This window comes from Sphaerochaeta sp. (assembly GCF_050178175.1).
Classification (GTDB): domain Bacteria; phylum Spirochaetota; class Spirochaetia; order Sphaerochaetales; family Sphaerochaetaceae; genus Sphaerochaeta.
Genome location: NZ_JBFXGH010000142.1, coordinates 1 through 4,841, shown reverse-complemented (window position 1 = coordinate 4,841; position 4,841 = coordinate 1). Strand labels below are relative to the sequence as shown.

At 50.7% G+C, this 4,841-nt stretch carries 4 protein-coding genes; 3 read left to right on the top strand and 1 reads right to left on the bottom strand.

The window, feature by feature from the left end:
- Positions 1-759 (top strand): (Fe-S)-binding protein (locus tag AB7S66_RS11310; RefSeq protein WP_428520071.1); only part of this gene is annotated, 759 nt, incomplete at its 5' end.
- Here the strand turns inward: AB7S66_RS11310 and AB7S66_RS11305 are convergent.
- Positions 740-3,691 carry an insulinase family protein gene (locus tag AB7S66_RS11305; protein ID WP_428520069.1) on the bottom strand — a complete coding sequence of 984 codons (2,952 nt, stop codon included), beginning with the start codon at positions 3,689-3,691 and terminating at the stop codon, positions 740-742. The two genes, AB7S66_RS11310 and AB7S66_RS11305, sit on opposite strands and share 20 nt — an antisense overlap.
- Positions 3,692-3,773: 82 nt before the next feature.
- Here AB7S66_RS11305 and nfo point away from each other — a divergent pair, with 82 nt between their 5' ends.
- On the top strand, positions 3,774-4,619 hold the full coding sequence (nfo, locus tag AB7S66_RS11300; protein WP_428520066.1) for a deoxyribonuclease IV: 846 nt from the start codon (positions 3,774-3,776) through the stop codon (positions 4,617-4,619).
- A partial coding sequence (locus tag AB7S66_RS11295; RefSeq protein ID WP_428520064.1) for a glycerophosphodiester phosphodiesterase occupies positions 4,616-4,841 on the top strand: 226 nt, incomplete at its 3' end. The genes nfo and AB7S66_RS11295, both read left to right, overlap by 4 nt.

The window sequence follows — 4,841 nt, the reverse complement described above, 5'->3', positions numbered from 1 at the left end:
TTCTATTTCACCCCGTGTGCAGCAAAGATCGCCCAATTCAACACCGAGGGTTCAGAGGAGAACAGGTTGTTCGATGGTATCATCAATATCGATACCGCATACAACCTGGTCAGCACCTATCTTGCAAAACAGGACCAAGTCCAGGAAGGTAGTCTTACTTTCGCCATGTGTACGAAGCACGCCCTGCTCTGGAGCTTGGTCAAAGGCCAGATCCCCTCACACGAGGGACGTACCCTTGCTGTTGATGAGATGCATAATGTCATTGAGTTCCTGGAAATTCTCGAAGAGGAAGCACAGACAAGCTTGCAATTTCTTGAGCTGGATGCTTGTGCAGAAGGGTGTGTGGGAGGGATTCTCACGGTAAGGAACCGTTTCCTCGCCTCGGAGCGACTCAAGTACTATTCCCAACAACTCCCAGATGTGCTTGATGAGGTGCTCACCAAACGTATCCGAGACCAGAGAAAAGCGTTTCAGAACGACCTTCGGTTGCCTCCATTTGAGGCAACCATGACTATGGGCCTCGATACAGATCGTTCCAGAGCACTCTATAAACTCCAGAAGGTAACAGATATCCTGAAAGTGCTACCCGGTATCGACTGTGGACTGTGCGGCAGCCCTACCTGCAAAAGTCTCGCTGAGGATATTGCACGAGGACAGGCAAGTCTCAAACAGTGCGTGGTCCTCAAGCTGAGAAATGCACAATCCTCTTCCTCTCTATCCAGAATCTGGGGAGACCCTGCTAGAGTGGAAGACGTATAGATGGACGGTCGAGAATAGGGTGTTTCTCTTTCTCTGTCTCCAGCAACTGCGCCCCACTGAGCACTACATAGGAGTCCTCTTCCTTTGCAGCACGGAGCAAGGCTTTCGCTCCTTCGTTGAGTTGCTTGCTATCCAACTGCAAGAGATGCTGACGCCTCATGGCCCTGAACTCATCACTGATATGATAGAGCAACCGTCTGAAAGCGAGGATGGAATCCTGGCTTGGAGACAGGGGTTTCAGTTCACTGCCGATGGTTGCAATCAGGGCATTTTCAATATGCACGGAATCAATATCAATTTGGGCATATTTGTTGAGAATCTGGATGAAATCACGATAGCTGCCGGCAATTCGGGGATCCCTGTAGGTGGAGAATATACAAATCTCTTCCATGACATCAGCATTTGCAGCAACGCCATAGGCACCACCCTGGCCCCTGATGACTTCCCACAGATCATTGCCCGTCAAGATATTTGCAAGGAGAATCTGTGCAGCCTGCAAGACGGTTCCCCGCTTCTCAGTTCGCATGGCCCATGCTGCATAACTAACGGTTGCAGGAAGCCGATAAAGCTGGACCTCATGGATGGATCCCTTACTTACTTCGTTGTAGGAACGTGGTCTTGGTTGCACCGCTCCCAGATCGGCAAATGCTTCAGTGAATGCTTCATATACGGGAACGAGCTCTTGGACCAACTCTTCATCACAGCTGAGATGCAGCAATAATCTCCTGCGGTTGGAAAGCTTTTTCTGTAACTGTTCCAGTTCCTGGGCAATGGAGGGAAGGTCCTTCTCTCCTATCGACTCCAGGAAGAACCACTGGTGGAGCCCCGAAAGTTGCTCACCTTCCCACTGGATGGGAGAGAAGACACTTGCAGCGCAGAGACTAGCAAAACTGTGGGCACTATAAGTCACACTATCAGCGAAATCAGTCCTGAAATTATTCAGAACCAGCTTCAACTGCTTCAAATCCCCCACATTTGCACCAGAGAGCAGCTGCTGGATGAACTCCATTGCAGGTGCAAAATCTTCTTTGAGCGTCTTGACCCTGCACAGCAACGTCAAGACATCATTGTTGTTGCAGGCACTACCCAATTCACCATAGACATTGAAATCACCCGTGAGGTGTTTCAGCCTGGTCGCTACCTGCGCATAGGAAAGTTTCCCAAGACCAGTGGTCTGGAGTATCCGGGTGTACAACGGTAACAGGATCAGCTCACGCTCACTGAGGTCTTCCACATTGAATGCAAAGTCTGCATAGACTATCTGGTTGCAAAACTGTGGACGTATGAAGAGTGGCTGTCCTGCACACTGCACCTCTTGGTGAGTATTGGGACGGATGGTACTGGGAAGGTCTTCCAGATGGAGGCGTGGGATGGTAGCCAATGCCTCCGGGGTATCTCCTTCCAACTCAAACTGCAGGAAACGCTGGTTCTGTTCCTGCAGAAGCTTGATCTCTTTCTTATCCATGGACTCCGTGATCTGTGTTGCATATCGTGCAATGGCATCCATCTGCCTCTTCTGGTGTTCCCCATCGGGTTTCACGGTAACCAGGCAACGGTGTGGATTATCCAGAAGATGGCGCTTGATCCATTTCTCAAAGTAACGAGGATCCTTGTGCAGTTCCTTCTCAAGTGCCTCAAGCGGTTTCCCCGATTCTATCGTCGCACAGGGAGAAAGGTCGTAGAGCCACCCTCGGAGACTTCTATTGAGAGCCCTGAGCCCGTTGGGAATACCTCCAGGTATTTCCAGTTGCTTGAAGCGAATCCTTTTCAAGGATGAGGCTACCATTTCCGGTTCAAGTCCCTCTTTCACAATGGTCTGCAAGGCCTTCATGATACATGCCTTTGCTTCCTCCGCCAAATCCGGGTTGATGCCCTTGAACCCCACCAAGAACGGCATCTGCCTGAAGTCCGCACTCATCCCGCTCTCAGGAGAGATGTCTACACCCAGCCCACTATCAAGGAGTGCCTTGTACAAGGGTGCCGCTTGGTTCCCAAGCAAGAGATCAACCAGTGTGGAAAGGGTGATGACTTGCAAAGGGTCGGTGACATCAGTGGTCACCCAGGACAACACAACCGAGGCACTTTCCTTTGTCTGCCCATCTTCCATCGGGCTGGTAAGAGTAACACTCCTTTCCTTTTTCCATGGCTCAGATGTTGGGCAGAGGCTGTTTACCTTGAGTGATCCTCGTGTCTTCAGGTATTCCTCATCAAGGAATGAGAGGTACTCCCCTACCTCCAGGTCACCATACAAGAAGAGCTTACAGTTTGAAGGATGATAAAACTGGCTGTAGAAGGATCTGAACTGCTGGTAATCCAGACGGACGATCTGCTCTGGGTTACCTCCTGAATCAAAGGAGTATGGGGTATCGGGAAAGAGGGAGCGTATGCTACCCTTGCCGACGATTGAATCGTGGTCGGCACTGTCACCCAGCATCTCATTGTAGACCACTCCCTCGAAATGGCAACTCTCCTCATCACAAACAAGGCGTACACCCTCCTGCCAGAAGGTCTCCTCACGAAGCAGGGGGGCGAAAACGGCATCAGTATATACATGAAAAAGATTCTCAAAATCTTTTTTCAATGGACTTGCGCCGGGATACATGGTCTTATCCGGGTAGGTCATGGCGTTCATGAAGGTATTGGTGCTGCCCTTGAGCAGGGTCATGAACGGATCTCTCACTGGATAGCGTTGGCTTCCTGCCAACACACTGTGTTCCAGGATATGGGCAATACCGCAATCATTGTAGGGAAGCGTCCGGAAGACATAGCTGAAGAAACGCTCCCTATCGGAATTGATAAGCTGAAAGACCTCCATATTGGTCTCGATATGTCGGAACAGGTATCCGGTTCCCTCATACTCATCAAGCTGGGTAATCTCCACCAGCTGGAAGCCCGCGAGCTCATCCCCTAAGGCCCATTGCCGTTGTATCATGCTCATTCGCTCCTATGTAAGGTGGACACTACCACGAGTTCTGATGATTGACAACCCTCGGCCCTAGTTCTACCGTTCACCTATGCATACCATAGGACCACATACCAGTATTGCCGGCGGTGTACAAAATGCAGTCATCCAAGCTTACGATCTTGGAGCCAATGCCTTCGGCATGTTCACCAAGAACCAACGGCAATGGAAATCCAAGGACTTGGAGACGGAAACCATAGAACTGTTCAAGTCTACCATGGCGGAGTTAGGCTTCACAGCACAACAGGTGCTGGTACACGATAGTTATCTTATCAACATGGGCAATCCAGACAATGAAAAACGAAAGAAGAGCCTGGAAGCTTTCATCGATGAGCTGAGGCGGGTCGAACAACTGGGATTGAGCCTTCTCAACTTCCATCCCGGCTCCCACTTGGGACTCGTCGATACCAAGGAGAGCCTTTCGCTGGTTGCCCAGAGCATCGACATAGCCCTCAGTGAAACCGAGCATGCCATAGCAGTCATTGAGAACACTGCAGGACAGGGGACAAACCTGGGCTCATCCTTTGAGGAGCTCGCATTCCTCTTTGGACAATGCTCAAAGAGGGAGCGTATCGGTTTCTGCATAGACACCTGCCACGCCCATGCTGCGGGATACTCCATGGGAAGTCCCGATGAGTTCGATGCTGCAATTGACCAGTTCGATTCACTTATTGGTCTCTCCCACCTCAAGGGAATGCACTTGAACGATGCAAAGAGCAGTGCCGGAAGTCATCTTGACCGACATGCAAGTCTGGGATTGGGAAGCATTGGATGGGCCACCTTTGAACATATTGCAAGCGATTCACGCTTTGAGAACATGCCGCTCATCCTTGAGACGGTGGACAGTAACCTCTGGAAGGATGAGGTTTCCCATCTCCGCTTTGGAGGAAAAAGATGAAGCGGGTATTCGACAGACCCCTGTTGTTCGGACACAGGGGTTCTCCCGTTGACCATCCTGAGAATACCCTAGCCGGCTTTGCAGACTGCCTGGAACACCACATTGATGGAATAGAACTGGATATACAACAATGCAAAAGCGGTGAGTTGGTCGCTATCCACGACTATGACCTACAGCGGGTGGCAGGCCACCCAGGCAAGGTGGCAGAACTCACATACCAAG

Coding starts and splice junctions, on each gene's coding strand:
- AB7S66_RS11305 (WP_428520069.1), bottom strand. CDS start 3,691: ATGATACAACGGCAATGGGCCTTAGGGGATGAGCTCGCGGGCTTCCAG.
- nfo (WP_428520066.1), top strand. CDS start 3,774: ATGCATACCATAGGACCACATACCAGTATTGCCGGCGGTGTACAAAAT.